The following is a 13403-nucleotide window of genomic DNA, read 5'->3' as shown; positions in this document are numbered from 1 at the left end:
AAAGATAATAAAGCTCTTTTTCAAATGCGGCTTGCTTATCCAGGCACTGAACTTTAAAATATCTTCACATCAAGATACTTTAAGAAAAGAAGATGCCCTACCTAATTGCACTCCTCGCTCCCGTCTTCTGGGGAACCACCTATGCCCTGGTCAGCCTGTACCTACAGGATATGTCCCCTTTCTGGGTCGCCGTCTGGCGCGCACTACCGGCCGGGATCCTGTTATTGCTGCTGCGCCCCAAACTGCCTTCGCTCGCTTGGAGCAAAATACTCTTGCTGGCATTTTGTAATATCGGCGCTTTCTTCGCCCTGCTGTTTATGGGCGCCTACCGCCTTCCCGGCGCCGTGGCCGGCACACTAGGGGCCACACTGCCACTGATGTTTCTACTGCTGGCCTGGCTGCTCGATGACCAAAGGCCGGCACTGAAGTGGACCTTGCTGGCACTGCTGGGACTGAGTGGAGTGATGTTATTGCTCAATCCTTCGGCCAATCTGGATCTGATTGGTGTGCTCTGCGCCCTGAGTGCCACTCTGTTGGTAGCCCAATCATCCCGCTGGATGCAACGCTGGCAAACCGGCGATCTTCTGGTATTGACCGCCTGGCAGCTGTTGCTCGGTGGCTTGATGCTAATCCCGCTGGCCTGGACAGTGGCCGGGGCTCCCACACTGCCCGAGCCCAAGACCTGGCCCGCCATCGCTTGGCTGGCCATCTTCAGCACGGCGCTGAGCTACTGGGCCTGGATCTGGTCCATCAAACATCTGGGACCGCAAATCATGGGCATGATGGCCTTGATCAACCCTGTGGTGGCCGTCTCGCTCGGGGTGTTTTTGGTCGGCGAACAGCTGGACAGCTATCAATGGCTGGGGATCGGCCTGATCATGTCATCGCTGTTGCTGATGAAACTTCCTGTCCCGGCTATCTGGTATCGCTTGCGCCCCAGCCGGCGCTGACACTCACCTGACATAAGAACCTTGTTTGGCCCCTGAAAAAGGGGCCAAGGGTTCGGCTTAACTGAATTTGGCAAAATAAGGAAATGGACTATGAGCTCATCAAAATGGCAGCCTGTGTGGCTGATCCTGACCTTAATTATTCTCGGCCTCAACCTGCGTCCCAGTATGGCGGCCATAGGCCCACTGCTGGAGGCTATCCGGGCTTCCTTGCCCCTCAGTTACAGTTCCTTGGCACTGCTGACCATGCTGCCCGTAATGACCATGGGAGTCGCTATGTTTATCGGTGCCAAGCTGGCCGCCAGACTGGGAGAGCGCCAAACCCTGCTACTGTCGCTGCTACTTATTGGTTTGGCCAACCTGGCTCGGCTCTGGGCCGCCAGCGGCCTGCAGCTACTACTGACCGCAATCATTGCCGGCTTAGGTATCGCCCTTATTCAGGCACTGCTGCCCGGAATGATCAAGCGCAGCTATAGCCAGCATATTGAGCGTTATATGGGGATTTACGTAACCGCCATCATGGGTGGAGCGGCCCTGGCTGCAGCCATTAGCCCTTGGCTTGAACACAGGTTTGGTCATTGGCAGTCGGCGCTGGCCTTCTGGGCTCTGTTGAGTCTGCCGGCGATGCTATTTTGGTTCTGGGGCAAACACGGCCTGCAACCCCTGGGCTTCAACAAGGCAGCAGCAAAGAAGACTTCAGGAAAACCGGGAGTTAGCCCAAATGTGGGCATAGGCAGCTTTAGCCGCATTCCCAGGGCCTGGCTGCTGGGGCTTTTCTTTGGCCTGAGCACAGCATCCTATACCTGTGTGCTCGCTTGGTTGGCGCCCTTCTTCATTGACTTGGGCTGGCAAGCCACTCAGGCAGGGCTATTGCTGGCGTTTCTGACGCTGATGGAAGTGGTCGCAGGCCTGTTGCTGCCGACGCTTGCGGCCCGCAGCCATGACAGAAGGCCACTGCTATTGCTGCTGCTCCTGTCTACGATTGGCGGTTTTATCGGGCTGGCTTTGATGCCTCTGGCCCAGCCCTGGTTATGGGCTGCGCTGCTGGGAATAGGCATTGGTGGCCTCTTCCCCTTGAGTCTGATTGTCACTTTGGACCACCTGGACGACTACAGCCAGGCGGGACAACTGACCGCCTTTGTTCAGGGGATAGGTTACCTGCTGGCATCCCTGTCGCCTCTGCTGGCGGGTTATCTCAAGGACAGCTCCAGCAGCTTCACGCTTTCCTGGTTGCTGCTCGCGGCTGTGTCTCTGGGCATGCTGGCCATTGCCTGGCGCTTTGATCCCAAGCGCCACAGTCAGCACTTCGCCCTGTTGGCCCACTGAATCGATTTGCCGGGTGGAAAATTGTTAACCGCCCGGCACTCAAGCAGACTCAAATGAGGTAGAATGGCGTCCCTCTTGTGCCATTCTGCTGTCTAAGCAACATAAAGTGAATCTATCCAATCTATTCCAGCGCCTGCTGCAATGGCTGCCTGATCGTGCCGATCTTCCCGAAGGCTTACGCATAGGGCTGCCCATGATGGCGGGCCTGTTGCTATTTTCGTTTCTCGGTGACAGTGCCAGCGGCGTCAACGCCCTGATCTGTGCCTGGCTGGTCGGCGTCCAAGGCCGCAACCTGGCTTATCCCAAACGTGCCGGGCTGTTGAGCAAGTCGGCACTCCTTTGCTGTATCAGCAGCGCCCTGGCCTTGCTGAGCCTGATCCACCCTTGGCTGGGGATCAGCGTACTCGGCGCTATAGGCCTGTTATATGGCCTCAGTTCCAACCAAAGAAAGTACATTCAGCTGCTGACCTACAACGCCGGCTTTTGCCTGATCTGCGGCCTGCATCTGCTGGAGTCGGGTACCGACTGGGAGATGTTGTTGCTCTCCAGCCTGTTCGGCAGCTGGTTGGCTGTCATCAGCGCCGTCATCGCCGGGCCCTGGATGGCGATACGTCAGGGCGAACAGCTGCTGGCCAGTGTGCAGCGCAAATTCGGCTTCTGGTGCAATATACTCAGCCACTCGGACGCCGCCAATGTCGGCCAGCGTCTGGCCTTGCGGGAACAGCTCGATGATGCCATCGCCGTGCTGGCCCATTGGCTGCTGGAAATGCCGGATAAAGCCGAGGTACAACACATCGCTTGGCAGCTGGAGTCGAATCTTATCCTGATAGAAACCCTGGAGAGCATAGGTCGCCTGCAGCAGAGTCCTAGCAGCAACCCGGCGCTAAAACAGTATTTGGCCAATTTTGCCAGCGAACTCAAGACCCATAGGGAGCAAGGCACAGAGCCAACGCCACTGCCCTTGGGAGACAAGCCGCAACCTCTGCTGTTGGATGCCGCCAACCGCCTAACCTTGGCGCTGGATCCTCAAAGGCCGCTGGCAGCCGACTGGCGTGAGCGCCTGGGGCTTATCTGGCCTTCCGATGCCCAAAGCGTTCGCAGTCAATGGCGCAAGGCCTTGGTGAAACACTCGCGGGAATGGCATCACGGCCTGAGAATTCTGTTCACTCTGCTGTGTTGTCAGGCCGTGGTAGAACTGCTGCAACTGCCGCAGGGTTATTGGGTGACGCTCACCGCCTACATAGTGCTGATGGTGGCACCGCTCGGGCAGTTGCAGGCCAGGATCTGGAGCCGCTTCTATGGCACTGTGCTCGGCTCTGTGTTGGCACTGGGGCTTATCTGGTATCTGGGCGCCGGTAGCTGGTTATTACCGGCCACCTGCCTGAGTGCCTTTCTGGCCTTTGCCACCTTCTACAAGGCCAGATATGAGATTCATGTGTTCTGGCTCACCATGCTGATGGTTTTTGCCATCACCCTGTTGTTGCCAAGCGATCCCTATATCGCCTTCTACCGGGCGCTGGACACCTTTACCGGCGCCCTGATGGCATTTCTGGCGATGCATCTGTTTATTCCCAGCTGGACCCGGCGCTGGCTCGACAGCTATGTGTGCCACTTTATCGAGCTGGAGCGGGCTTGGCTTGCCAGTATCAATGCAGGTAAAGCCGACAACGCCCTGCGCTGGCAGTCCCATGCGGCGCTGAGGCAACTGGGGCAAGAAGTCGGCTTTTTGAAGCTCGAGCCCAACACAGGCCAGCGGGAGCTGCAGGACTGGCAGAGTTTTCTCTGGCTTGGGCTGACGCTGCACTGCACCCTGGTGTTGGTGGCGCGCCAGCAGCAAAAGCCGCCACTGCACCAGGCAGAGGCACAGTTGGCAGCTTGGCCCCAGCTGTTTCGCCAGCGCTTCTTGGCAACAGAGATGCATCAATCCGAGTCCGGGCCAGTACCCGATTCAACAGATGAGCCAGCGCAGCTTTCAGCAAGACAAGCTGAAGCGATTCCCACTTGGGTAATGCAAGATATCGCCCATCTCTATGCCTGGCTCGACTGGCAACGCCCCTACGCCCTGGGTGGCAATACTCACGGCTGACAGGAGTCCAAGATGTACGATTTTGAATTTTACAATCCAACCCGCCTGCTCTTTGGCCGTAGCAGCCTGGAGCAGCTGGACACTCTGGTGCCCAAGGATGCCAGAGTACTCTTGCTCTACGGCGGTCAAAGCGCCAAACGCAATGGCACCCTGACCCAGGTCAGCCAGGTATTGGGTCAACGCATCTGCGCCGAGTTCGGCGGCATTAGCCCCAACCCCGACTACCACCAGCTATTGCAGGCAGTAGAGCAGATAAGGCAACAAAAGCTGGACTTTATTCTCGCCATCGGCGGCGGTTCCATCATAGATGCGGGCAAGTTTATTGCCGCCGCAGCGCCCTATCAGGGAGAGCCCTGGGAGATACTGGAAACCGACGGTCGCCACATTGACCAAGCCCTGCCGCTCGGTACTGTGCTGACCCTGCCGGCCACCGGCTCAGAGATGAATAACTGCGCGGTGATCAGCAATAGCGCTCTTGGTCTCAAGCGCTCCTTTCGTCATCCCTCGGTGTTTCCCCGCTTCTCTGTACTGGCGCCACAACTGAGTTTCAGCCTGCCGCAACCACAGATTGCCAACGGTGTGGTGGATGCCTTTGTGCACGTGACCGAGCAGTACCTGACTTACCCGGTCGATGCCAAGGTGCAGGACAGGTTTGCCGAAGGCCTGCTGCTCACTCTGATAGAGGAAGGCCCCAAGGCGCTGGCAGAGCCCGAAAACTATCGGGTGCGCGCCAATATCATGTTCAGCGCCACCATGGCGCTCAACGGCCTGATCGGCACAGGTGTTCCGCAAGACTGGTCGACCCATAAACTGGGTCACGAACTGACGGTGCGCCACGGCCTGGATCATGCCGTGACCCTCGCCATACTGCTGCCGGCCATGCTGCGCCTGAGAAAGACCGCCAAACACGCCAAGCTGCTGCAGTATGCCGAGCGGGTTTGGCAACTCAGCGACGGCAGCGAGGAGCAACGCATAGATGCAGCCATAGAGCAAACCCGGCTGTTCTTTGAATCCATGGGAATCAGGACTCACCTCAGTGACTATGGCATAGGCCATGAGGCCATAGCGCCGCTGCTGGAAAACCTTGAACGCCAGGGCCTGACCCAACTGGGAGAAGACGGCCGGGTCGACCTCGAGCTGAGCCGACAGGTTTTTCAGGCCAGCCTTTAAAGGCAGTGATTTTTGTCAATAAACAGGCTAATCTGAAACAAGTTCACAACTGCATAACAAGGGAAGTCTTTATGCGCACTCTGATGATAATCAGCCTGGCACTGCTGTCGCTGGTTGCCCAGGCGACTGTCTATAAGTGGGTCGATAAAGATGGCAAGGTGCATTACAGCGATGAACCCACCCCCCAAGCCCAGGCAGTGGAATTCACCGACAAGACCCAGAATCAGATAAGCCTGGAAACACCTAAACCTCTGCCCGATCCCATAACAGTGGAACAGGTCGGTTATGCGCTGAAGATACTTTCACCACAGCATGAGGAAACCATTCGCAATAACGCCGGTGATTTTCAGGTTCAGGTAGAAGTAGAGCCGGAGCTGGCATCGGGTCATTTTCTGCAACTCTACATAGATGGCATCTCCTCCAGCGACGCTCAGCGCAGCAATCTCTTCCAGCTCAAGGACATCGACCGCGGCGAACACACGCTGCAACTCAAGGCGGTGCAACAAAACGGCAAAGTCCTTGCATCCAGTAGTCCCATAACCATTTTTCTGCACCAAGCCGGACTGATGCAACCCGCCTTCCCGGCACCCGGGAAAGGCCCAAAGCCAAGTAACTAAAGTTATTTCAATAAATTAGCTACTTTGCTTTTCGAGTTAGTCCACAGAGTTGTTGGCTTGCGGCCTGCACCGAATTGGTGCACCATTATGGTGCAATCCTGCTATGGGAAACTCAATGGACACAAATATCCTGCTCAATCATCTGGCAACTGCCGTTCTGGTCATCGACAGTGACCTGCTTCCCAGCTATGCCAACGCCGCTGCCGAGCAGTTGCTGGGCGTCTCCAGTCACAGATTACAGGAGCAGGTACTGACAGAGCATCTGCATGCCATAGGAGTTGAACCCAGAGTACTACAAAGCGCGGTGCTGGAACGTCAGGGGTTGACGGTCAATACCGCCCAGCTCATCAGCCTGGATGGGCAGCATCACACTGTGGATATGACACTGATCCCTCTGGAGCAGGGAGAACAGCTCAAACCCTTGAGCCTGTTGGAACTCAGACAGGTGGATCAGCAGCGGCGCATTCACCAGCAGTTGACTCTGGATGCCCAGCAGCAGGCGGCTCAATATCTGGTGCGCAACCTGGCTCATGAGATCAAAAATCCGCTGGGGGGCCTGCGCGGCGCGGCGCAGCTGTTGTCACGTGAACTTAATGAGCCGCAGCTCAAGGAGTTCACCACACTCATCATAGAGCAGGCCGACAGGTTGCGCGCCCTGGTCGACCGATTGCTGGGGCCGCAGAAACCATCGCAGCACAAGCTGCAGAATATCCATCTGGTGCTGCAAAAGGTGATCAGTCTGGTGAGTGTGACCCTGCCGCAACAGATACATCTGCGCCAGGATTACGACCCCTCGATTCCGGACTTGCCTATGGATGAAGATCAACTGCAACAGGCAATCCTCAACATAGTGCAAAATGCAGTACAAGCCTTGGAGCATCAGGGCGGCGATATCATGATCCGCACCCGCACCGCCCATCAGGTCACCATAGGTAACCAGAGACACAAGTTGGTACTGGTGCTGTCAATCATAGACAACGGCCCGGGTATCGCCCCGGAACTGGTGGATACCCTGTTTTACCCCATGGTCACAGGCCGCAAGGACGGCAACGGCCTGGGGCTATCCATCGCCCACAATATTGCCAGGCTCCACGGCGGCCGTATCGACTGCGATTCGGCCCCGGGACACACAGAGTTCAGCCTGACATTGCCGATCAACAACCACAACGGCTAACAAGAGAGGAAACAATATGAGTGAACAGGTTTGGATCCTCGATGATGACAGTTCAATTCGTTGGGTGCTGGAACGGGCACTGCAAGGCGCCAAACTCAGCTGTGCCAGCTTTGCCGCCGCCGAGTCACTGTGGCAGGCGCTGGAAATCTCCCAGCCCAAGGTCATAGTCTCGGATATCCGCATGCCGGGGACCGATGGCCTGACCCTACTGGAACGTATCGGCCTGCATTATCCCCATATCCCGGTGATCATAATGACGGCCCATTCCGATCTCGACAGTGCCGTCAGCGCCTATCAGGCCGGGGCGTTCGAGTATCTGCCCAAGCCCTTCGACATAGATGAAGCGATTGCCCTGGTGGAGCGGGCGCTCAACCATGCCACAGAGCAGGTTCCTGCAGCGGCCGAGCCTCAGGTCAAGGCACCGGAGATCATAGGCGAAGCCCCCGCAATGCAGGAGGTGTTTCGCGCCATAGGCCGTTTGTCGCGCTCATCTATCAGTGTGCTGATCAACGGCCAGTCCGGTACGGGTAAAGAGTTGGTTGCCGGGGCGCTGCACAAACACAGTCCACGCAAAGACAAACCCTTTATCGCCCTCAATATGGCGGCCATCCCCAAGGAGCTGATCGAATCCGAACTGTTCGGCCACGAGAAAGGCGCCTTCACAGGCGCCGCCAATGTGCGTCAGGGCCGGTTTGAACAGGCCAATGGCGGCACCCTGTTTCTCGATGAGATAGGCGATATGCCGCTGGACGTACAGACCCGGCTGCTGCGGGTGCTGGCCGATGGTCAATTCTATCGGGTCGGTGGCCACTCTCCGGTGCAGGTCGATGTCCGGATCATTGCCGCAACCCACCAGAACCTGGAACAACTGGTACTCAAGGGGGGCTTTAGGGAAGACTTGTTCCACCGCCTGAATGTGATTCGAGTTCATCTGCCCCCGCTGTCGCAGCGGCGGGAAGATATTCCGCAGCTGGCGCGCCATTTCCTAGCCAGTGCCGCCAAAGAGATTGGGGTAGAGGCCAAAATACTCACCCCGGAAACCGCCGCCAAGCTGCAGCAACTGCCCTGGCCCGGCAACGTGCGTCAGTTGGAAAATACCTGCCGCTGGTTGACCGTGATGGCCTCGGGCCAGGAAATTATCCCTCAGGATCTGCCGCCTGAGCTGTTCAAGGAGCCTAAGGCACCTCAAGGCAGTGCCGGCCCGTCCCAGGATTGGCAAAACGCCCTGAAATTGTGGCTGGATATGCGCCTGTCACAGGGCGAGAGCGATCTGTTGACCGAAATCCAACCCGCGTTTGAGCGCATCTTGCTGGAAACCGCGCTGGAGCATACCCAAGGCCACAAACAGGAAGCCGCCAAACGCCTGGGATGGGGCCGCAACACCCTGACCCGCAAGCTTAAAGAGCTGGCAATGGACTGAAACCTCATAAAGATGGGGACATGACCCAAATAAGCCCAAGGGTGCAGGCTATTAAGAGAGGATTTTGGCGCCCAGGCGCAGTGCCGCCAAACTCAGGGAATAGCCCCAACGGATCAGTCCCCTGCGTCTGCGCTCAGGCAAGAGTGGCCAACTGGAACCATTGGCTGCAATCAACTCGGCGCGCCAAAGCGGTAAAGGAATGATCTCCAGTCGGTAGTCTTGACCATTCAAGACTATGGTTTGCCGTCTTGGCAAACCATAGAGGCGCTGACAAAAGCACCGTTGCCCCAGCCATTCCAGTTCCAGGCGACTGCTTAATGGATAATACCGACAGTGCAGTTCACTCCCTTCGAGATTCAATCTCTGTTGTTGCATCCATGCCATGACAGTGCCCGCTACACGGGATCCTGGTGAATAATCACCTCGGCATGGTCAAAGTCGGCGCGGATCCGCTCGCCTGTGGCCACGGCAATATCGTGGGCCTGTTGCAGGCTCAGCTCTTTGTCCAGCTCCAGATGCAGTTGAATAAAGGTGGTCTTGCCCGCCTGACGGGTACGCAGGTCATGAATACCACGCACTTGAGTATCCTGCTCAGCCAATTGCCGAATGCGCAGTCGGGTTTCATCATCCAGTTCCCTATCGAGCAAGGCCTGAATCGAGCGATACCCCAGCGACCAGGCCTGTTGCCCTATGTAGAGGGCGATCAATACCGCGAACAGACCATCGGCCCACCACCAGCCATATTGCGCCAAGACCAGCGCCAACAACACGGCGCCGTTGAGAAACAGATCTGACTTATAGTGCAGCGCATCGGCTTCGACCACTGTGCTCTTGGTGGCCGCCAAGGCCCGTTTTTGCAGTAATACCAAGGCCAAGGTCAGCACCATAGCGATGATGGATACCACAATACCTAGAGTGGCATGGGTCAAAGGCATAGGATTGACCAGGCGCTCACCGCCGTGAAACAGCAGCAGGAATGCCGTCCCCATAATAAAGGCCGATTGCGCCAAAGACGCCAGCGGCTCAGCCTTACCGTGACCATACCTGTGCTCCTGATCGGCAGGCACCAAGGCATAGCGAATGGCAATAAAGTTAACTATGGAAGCCAGGGCATCGGCAAAGGAGTCGGTCAGGGAAGCCAACATACTGGCAGACCCGGACCAAAGCCAGGCAGCCAGTTTTATCAGGATCAAGGTAATCGCGGTCGCCACAGCGGCGCGGCTCGCCAATTTAACCCAAAACTCGTAGCGGGAAGTCGGTGTCATTCAAGGGCTCAGCGGTCGGGAGTCACTGAGCCCATAGTAGCAGATTTAATTTGCCGCTGGCCCGAAACAATCACCACAACGGTAAGGACCTTCTTTGAATTTCGCTTGCTGTTCAGGTGTCAGCAAATTATAAATTTGATTGTGTAACTTCATGCGATCCAACATATGCTGCTCACGTACTTGTTGGCGCTGTTCAATCAATTTCTTGGCCTTGGCTTCATCGAAGTTGCCTGAGGTCATCAGTGCCTGCATTTCGGCTCTGTGCGCTGCACGGGTTTCCTTGTCAGGACGTGACATGCTGCTTCTATGTTGTTCCATCAACGCCTGGATCTCTGTTTTCTGGGCGTCGGTCAGATCCAGACCTCGCAGGCCATACATGCCAAAATGGCCCTTACCGCCTTTCATGTGGTGGTGATAGCCGCGCTCGCCCTTCATGTGATGATAACCACGGTCGCCGTCACGGTGTGGGCAATCGCCGTAGCCGTTACCGGCTTGTGCCGCGCCAGCCATCAGAGTGGTGCCGGCAATCAGGGCCAGCAAACTTGCTTTGATTGAAGTCTTCATATGGATATCCTCGTTCTCGGTCGGGAAGTATTTGACGTCTTCCAGTCTAGTCCTCTATGTGTAAGTGTGGGTTCAAACTGAGTAAAGCACTGTAAAGCTTGGTCATCCGGGTTGAAGAAGCGTATCTTTACCCAGACTTACACAGCTAAACTGCAGTTGACTCAAAAGCGGGTATACTCGGCAGAGAGAAATTGTGTGAGGCGTATAAATGAGCCGGATTTTATTGATAGACGATGACCTGGGCCTGGCAGAACTCTTGGGGCAATTGCTGGAGCTGGAAGGCTTTGAGCTGACACTGGCCCATGATGGTCAGAGCGGCCTGGAACTGGCGATTGCCAATGATTACGACCTGATCCTATTGGATGTGATGCTGCCCAAGCTCAACGGCTTCGAAGTGCTCAGGGAACTGCGTGGCAAGAAACAAACCCCCGTGCTTATGCTCACTGCCCGCGGCGATGAAATAGACAGAGTGGTTGGCCTGGAGATAGGCGCAGACGACTATCTGCCCAAGCCTTTCAATGACAGGGAACTGGTAGCCAGGATCCGCGCCATCATACGCCGTGCCAATATCACCCCGCAGGACATTCCCCAAAGCGGTATTCAAACCATAGGCGATCTCAGCCTGGACTCTGCCCGTCAGGAAGCCTATTGCAATGAACAGTTACTGTTGCTGACCGGTACTGAGTTCAGCCTGCTCTACACCCTGGCCAATCAGGCCGGCGAACTAATAAGTAAAGATGAGCTGAGCGAAACCGTGCTGGGCAAAAAGTTGATGCCCTTTGATCGCAGCCTGGACATGCATCTTTCCAACCTGCGCAAGAAACTGCCGGAACGCAGCGATGGTCGTCCCAGGGTCAAGACCATACGTGGCAAAGGCTATATCTGGATCCCCTGATGAAGTCATTTTCCCTGCCCAATCGCCTCTTTATCAAACTGCTGCTGGGCTTTTGGCTCTGCAGCAGCCTGATCATTCTTGCTGTTGGCATGCTGCCACTGCTGCAGCAAAACCATGACAGAGCCCCAATGCCGCCTAAACTGCGGGAGGTCTTGTCTCAGGTCGCCGATGAGCTGCAACAGGAACCGGCCAAGTTGAATGGCCGCTTTCTGCACCATTGGGAGCGCAGACGCAGCATGGAAGGCAAGCCAATTCGCATCTATCTGGTCAATGAGCAGGGACAGATAATCAACACTCATAGAGTATCCAAAGGCATGCGCCGCTTTATGTTGATGGCAGAGGAAGCCAACGCGCCGATTTCACACCAGTTTCGCGATGAACTGATATTCGGCCCATTCGATTTTAAGGTTAACGGCACCCCCTACGCCCTTTATGGCCGGTTGCCGGATCACCACCCCATGCCCTGGTTCTTTTTCTTTATTGAACACAAGTTACTGACATTGTCGCTGGCGATTCTGCTTTCAGGGTTGCTCTGTGGTTTGTTGGCCTGGCACCTGGGCAAGCCGCTGCGTTCGTTGAAACAGAGTGCCAACGCCCTGGCGCTGGGACAATTGAACAGCCGGGTCGACGATGCCACAGCCGGACGCCACGACGAAATCGGCGAACTGGCCCAGGCCTTTAACAGCATGGCGGCCGCCATCGAAACCATGGTCAATAATCAGCAGCGACTGATAAGCGACATCTCCCATGAGCTGCGAACTCCGTTGACCAGACTGCAATTGGCACTGGCTCTGGCGCGCAAGAAGGGTATGGCCGGAGATGAAGCCGAACGTATCGCCTATGAGGCCGACCAACTGGAAAAAATGATTGCCGAGCTGCTGGAACTTTCCCGGGTGAAACTCAAGGCACAGGACAACAAACTGAAAGTAGGCTTGGCCGAATCATTGAGCCAGGTACTGGACGATGCCGAATTTGAAGCCGAACAGCAACAAAAAGAGCTCTGCATCCTGATACCGGAAGAACTGGAGTTGCCCATCTACCCAAGGCCGCTGTCGCGGGCGATTGAAAACCTGCTACGCAACGCTATCCGCTACTGCCATACCCAGGTAAATATCTGCGCCGAGACCAAGGGGCCATGGGTAGAGATAAGCATTACTGACGACGGCCCGGGTATTGAGGAATCTGAGTTGGAGGCTATTTTCAAGCCCTTCTATCGACCACATTCAGCCAGAGAAAGAGAGAGTGGCGGTTGGGGTCTGGGGCTGGCCATTGCCGATGCCGCAGTACAAGCCCACGGCGGCCATATTCTGGCAAGCAATCGCGTTCAAGGTGGACTCGAGGTCGTCATCCATTTGCCACGCGCCTGAGACCTTCAGGCTCATCTTCCAAAGAGGATTAGCGGCATACATTTTGCTCAAGCATGTTGATATGTGACTGCATAACCAATAAACATCCATCTCTGCAGATACTTCGTATTTGGGGGCCCCAAATACGAAGTATTAGCCCATAATCACCCCAGAAAAGCCAGTCGCAACACTTCCTCGCAAGGTGAAGCACTGCGTCCCCGCTAAAGCATCTCTTATGAAAGAGATGGCACAAAGCATAATGCCGTTCACTTAGTGTGAACGGCATTTTTCTTAGGCTTAATGGGATACTTGTTTTTACTCATTTTTAACGCACGTGGATAGGCTCTATCCCGTTTCCCATCAAGCTTGAACTGCCTCGCATTACGCACTATGTCCAAGACATCTCTCGGGACATTCCCAGGCGTTTGAGATGACAGCTGAGTCAGTTTAAAAATGATATAACTCGACGCATCTCTAAAGCTTAATTGGTTCGGATGTAACGACGGTAAGCTTTTAGCCATCAACACCATCTTGTATCTGATGAGGTTATAGGCCAACAGTACCCCCCACAATTCTTGGATAACCAGCTCTGG

12 protein-coding genes and 1 pseudogene are annotated in these 13403 nt (G+C 55.7%); 9 read left to right on the top strand and 4 right to left on the bottom strand.

All coding sequences use genetic code 11. From position 1 onward, the window contains the following. Positions 1-92: 92 nt before the first annotated feature. From ACMHXE_RS19780 to glnG, 7 genes are all read left to right on the top strand, one after another. Entirely contained in the window at positions 93-950 is an 858-nt protein-coding gene (locus ACMHXE_RS19780) for a DMT family transporter (protein WP_248952603.1), read from the top strand. Positions 951-1040: 90 nt separating this feature from the next. Next, the gene (locus ACMHXE_RS19775) at positions 1041-2273 is read left to right on the top strand and encodes a cyanate transporter (RefSeq protein ID WP_412501447.1); all 1233 of its coding nucleotides are present in this window, start codon (positions 1041-1043) and stop codon (positions 2271-2273) included. A gap of 106 nt (positions 2274-2379) precedes the next feature. Continuing rightward, positions 2380-4359 carry an FUSC family protein gene (locus ACMHXE_RS19770; protein WP_413733166.1) on the top strand — a complete coding sequence of 660 codons (1980 nt, stop codon included), beginning with the start codon at positions 2380-2382 and terminating at the stop codon, positions 4357-4359. A 12-nt stretch (positions 4360-4371) separates the two neighbouring features. Further along, entirely contained in the window at positions 4372-5529 is a 1158-nt protein-coding gene (locus tag ACMHXE_RS19765; RefSeq protein WP_413733164.1) for an iron-containing alcohol dehydrogenase, read from the top strand. 71 nt (positions 5530-5600) lie between these two features. After that, a complete protein-coding gene (locus ACMHXE_RS19760) occupies positions 5601-6146 on the top strand; it encodes a DUF4124 domain-containing protein (protein ID WP_226565246.1) in 546 nt (181 codons plus the stop codon). Positions 6147-6261: 115 nt separating this feature from the next. Next, positions 6262-7320 (top strand): nitrogen regulation protein NR(II), encoded by a 1059-nt coding sequence (glnL, locus tag ACMHXE_RS19755; RefSeq protein ID WP_226565243.1) that lies wholly within the window; start codon positions 6262-6264, stop codon positions 7318-7320. Between the two features lie 16 nt (positions 7321-7336). Then, entirely contained in the window at positions 7337-8740 is a 1404-nt protein-coding gene (gene glnG / locus ACMHXE_RS19750) for a nitrogen regulation protein NR(I) (protein ID WP_413733162.1), read from the top strand. A gap of 51 nt (positions 8741-8791) precedes the next feature. On the opposite strand, the gene ACMHXE_RS19745 is transcribed toward glnG, so the two are convergent. From ACMHXE_RS19745 to ACMHXE_RS19735, 3 genes are read right to left on the bottom strand one after another with little or no spacing between them, the layout of a single operon-like run. Further along, positions 8792-9124: a hypothetical protein gene (locus ACMHXE_RS19745; protein ID WP_234555663.1), complete on the bottom strand. Its 333-nt coding sequence runs from the start codon at positions 9122-9124 to the stop codon at positions 8792-8794. 11 nt (positions 9125-9135) lie between these two features. Next, positions 9136-10005: a cation diffusion facilitator family transporter gene (locus ACMHXE_RS19740; protein WP_039034709.1), complete on the bottom strand. Its 870-nt coding sequence runs from the start codon at positions 10003-10005 to the stop codon at positions 9136-9138. Between the two features lie 45 nt (positions 10006-10050). Continuing rightward, positions 10051-10569, bottom strand: a complete 519-nt coding sequence (locus ACMHXE_RS19735) for a Spy/CpxP family protein refolding chaperone (protein ID WP_224867102.1) — start codon at positions 10567-10569, stop codon at positions 10051-10053. A 208-nt stretch (positions 10570-10777) separates the two neighbouring features. Between ACMHXE_RS19735 and ACMHXE_RS19730 the strand changes: the two genes are divergently transcribed. Next, positions 10778-11464, top strand: a complete 687-nt coding sequence (locus ACMHXE_RS19730; RefSeq protein WP_039034710.1) for a response regulator — start codon at positions 10778-10780, stop codon at positions 11462-11464. Continuing rightward, complete coding sequence (locus tag ACMHXE_RS19725) at positions 11464-12831, top strand: ATP-binding protein (RefSeq protein WP_226565237.1); 1368 nt, start codon at positions 11464-11466, stop codon at positions 12829-12831. Before ACMHXE_RS19730 ends, ACMHXE_RS19725 begins: the two co-directional genes overlap by 1 nt. Before the next feature lie 245 nt (positions 12832-13076). Here ACMHXE_RS19725 and ACMHXE_RS19720 read toward each other — a convergent pair. Then, positions 13077-13403: pseudogene (locus ACMHXE_RS19720) on the bottom strand (IS4 family transposase); the annotation flags it as partial.

Source organism: Shewanella sp. BJSY2023SW007 (assembly GCF_047314525.1).
In the GTDB taxonomy this organism is placed as follows: domain Bacteria; phylum Pseudomonadota; class Gammaproteobacteria; order Enterobacterales; family Shewanellaceae; genus Shewanella; species Shewanella chilikensis.
Note: the sequence above shows the minus strand (reverse complement) of the source record. Positions and strands in the feature narration are given on the sequence as shown.

Coding starts and splice junctions, on each gene's coding strand:
- ACMHXE_RS19780 (WP_248952603.1), top strand. CDS start 93: ATGCCCTACCTAATTGCACTCCTCGCTCCCGTCTTCTGGGGAACCACC.
- ACMHXE_RS19775 (WP_412501447.1), top strand. CDS start 1,041: ATGAGCTCATCAAAATGGCAGCCTGTGTGGCTGATCCTGACCTTAATT.
- ACMHXE_RS19765 (WP_413733164.1), top strand. CDS start 4,372: ATGTACGATTTTGAATTTTACAATCCAACCCGCCTGCTCTTTGGCCGT.
- ACMHXE_RS19760 (WP_226565246.1), top strand. CDS start 5,601: ATGCGCACTCTGATGATAATCAGCCTGGCACTGCTGTCGCTGGTTGCC.
- glnL (WP_226565243.1), top strand. CDS start 6,262: ATGGACACAAATATCCTGCTCAATCATCTGGCAACTGCCGTTCTGGTC.
- glnG (WP_413733162.1), top strand. CDS start 7,337: ATGAGTGAACAGGTTTGGATCCTCGATGATGACAGTTCAATTCGTTGG.
- ACMHXE_RS19745 (WP_234555663.1), bottom strand. CDS start 9,124: ATGGCATGGATGCAACAACAGAGATTGAATCTCGAAGGGAGTGAACTG.
- ACMHXE_RS19740 (WP_039034709.1), bottom strand. CDS start 10,005: ATGACACCGACTTCCCGCTACGAGTTTTGGGTTAAATTGGCGAGCCGC.
- ACMHXE_RS19735 (WP_224867102.1), bottom strand. CDS start 10,569: ATGAAGACTTCAATCAAAGCAAGTTTGCTGGCCCTGATTGCCGGCACC.
- ACMHXE_RS19730 (WP_039034710.1), top strand. CDS start 10,778: ATGAGCCGGATTTTATTGATAGACGATGACCTGGGCCTGGCAGAACTC.
- ACMHXE_RS19725 (WP_226565237.1), top strand. CDS start 11,464: ATGAAGTCATTTTCCCTGCCCAATCGCCTCTTTATCAAACTGCTGCTG.